Below are 2,003 nucleotides of genomic sequence, written 5' to 3'. Positions count from 1 at the left end.
GCCCTGCTGTTCTTCAACTGGCTGGCCGGCGCCGTAAAGGAAACCGAGCGTACGATCGAGCGCGCCGATCCGGGAATCGATGATCCAGTCGGCGAGCTTCATGGTGATGACCGAGACGACGATCAGCGCGATGATGAAAACCACGCCGGCGGCGGCCGCCATGGCGACCTTTTCATTCTCGATGTAGGGAGCGAGGTAAGGCACGACCGGCTTGTAGAAGAAGAACGCCGCCGCTGCCGCCGCGGCCCAGGAGACGACGGACAGGACTTCGCGCGAGAAGCCGCGAACCATGGCGAGCATCGCCGAAACCAGAGTGAAGCCGACGAGAATTCCGTCAAGCAGCGTAATCGGCATGTCTTTCGCCCCACTCCATGAGCCGCATTATAGCGCCGAACATCGGGCTCTGGGTCCGATGCTCTAGTCTTCTTCGTCCACGCGGCTTCGGCGTGAGCCGGCTATGCGTGCCACGAGGTCGGCAAGCTCGGTCGGCTGGAAAGAACCGGCCCCGATCCCCCCGGCCAGTTCCCCGCTGCCCGAGGGCAGAACCGCGCTTCCAAAACCCAGCTTTTCGGCTTCCTTGAGGCGCTGTTGCGCATGCGCAACCGGCCTCACGGCGCCCGAAAGGCTGATTTCGCCGAAATAGACGCAATCGGCGGGAAGGGCAAGACCGGTGAGCGAGGAAACCAGGGCGGCCGCCACTGCGAGATCTGCCGCGGGCTCCGAAATCCGGTAGCCGCCGGCGACATTGAGATAGACATCATGGCTGCCGAATCGCACCCCGCAATGGGCTTCGAGAACCCCCAGGATCATCGACAGCCGGGCGCCGTCCCAGCCGACGACGGCGCGGCGCGGCGTGCCGAGCGAGGAGGGTGCGACCAGTGCCTGGATCTCGACCAGCACCGGCCTTGTCCCCTCCATGCCGGCGAAAACCGCCGCCCCCGGCGATTTGGCATGGCGTTCGCCAAGAAAAAGCTCGGACGGATTGGCGACCTCGCGCAGGCCCTTGTCCGACATTTCGAAGACGCCGATCTCGTCGGTCGGTCCAAAACGGTTCTTCACCGTACGCAGGATGCGGTAGTGGTGGCCGCCTTCGCCTTCGAAGTAGAGCACGGCGTCAACCATGTGCTCGACGACGCGCGGCCCGGCGATCTGGCCTTCCTTGGTGACATGGCCGACCAGTACGATCGCCGCACCCGTGGATTTCGCATAGCGGATCATCGCCTGGGCGGCAGCGCGCACCTGGGTGACGGTTCCGGGTGCCGAATCGGCAAGGTCGGTCCACAGCGTCTGGATCGAATCCAGGATGACGAGATCAGGCCGCTTGCCGTCGGCGATCGTCGCCAGGATGTCCTCGACATTGGTCTCGGCGGCAAGTTCCACCGGAGAGGAGGCGACGCCAAGCCGCTGCGCCCGCAGCCTGATCTGCGCGACCGCCTCTTCGCCCGAGACATAGACGATGCGGTGGCCTTTTGATGCCAGCGCCGCGGCCGCCTGGGTGAGCAGCGTCGACTTGCCGATGCCGGGGTCGCCGCCGACCAGCAGCGCCGAGCCGCGCACGAACCCGCCGCCGGTGGCGCGATCGAGTTCGCCAATGCCCGAGATGATGCGTGGCGCGTCCTCGATATCGCCGGACAGCGTGGTCAGCACCACGGCGCGTCCCTTGCGGGCGTTGCGCGTGTTGGCTGGTCCTGAGCCGATGCCGCCGGACGTGCCTTCCTCGACCAGCGTGTTCCACTCGCCGCAGGCATCGCATTTGCCGGCCCAGCGCTGATGCACCGATCCGCAACTTTGGCAGATGAATTGGACGCGCGACTTGGCCATTAGATGGAAGCCACGCCGTGACAGGCTGGCGGGGCAGCGCCCCTCTCTGGCCTGCCGGCCATCTCCCCCTCCAGGGGGGAGATTTGCAGCTTCAGCGCTTGCGCCTTCTTTTCAACGCCAAAAATTGGCGAAAGCGTCGATGCCATCCGATCTCCCCCCTTGAGGGGGAGATCGGATGGCAT

At 65.4% G+C, this 2,003-nt stretch carries 2 protein-coding genes and 1 pseudogene; all 3 read right to left on the bottom strand.

The window, feature by feature from the left end:
* A partial coding sequence (locus ENZ74_RS30475) for a CvpA family protein (RefSeq protein ID WP_164761335.1) occupies nucleotides 1-354 on the bottom strand: 354 nt, incomplete at its 3' end.
* 63 nt (nucleotides 355-417) lie between these two features.
* Complete coding sequence (gene radA / locus ENZ74_RS30470) at nucleotides 418-1,821, bottom strand: DNA repair protein RadA (RefSeq protein ID WP_127313245.1); 1,404 nt, start codon at nucleotides 1,819-1,821, stop codon at nucleotides 418-420.
* A pseudogene (locus tag ENZ74_RS34570) lies at nucleotides 1,821-2,003 on the bottom strand (hypothetical protein); the annotation flags it as partial. The gene radA and the pseudogene ENZ74_RS34570, both read right to left, overlap by 1 nt.

It is taken from the genome of Mesorhizobium sp. M7A.F.Ca.CA.002.15.2.1 (genome assembly GCF_003998715.1).
GTDB lineage: Bacteria > Pseudomonadota > Alphaproteobacteria > Rhizobiales > Rhizobiaceae > Mesorhizobium > Mesorhizobium ciceri.
The sequence above is the reverse complement of the archived record's forward strand: the minus strand, read 5'-3'. Positions and strand labels throughout refer to the sequence as shown.

What these genes read in the sequence shown, in the direction of transcription:
- radA (WP_127313245.1), bottom strand. Translation starts at nt 1,821, where the DNA reads ATGGCCAAGTCGCGCGTCCAATTCATCTGCCAAAGTTGCGGATCGGTG.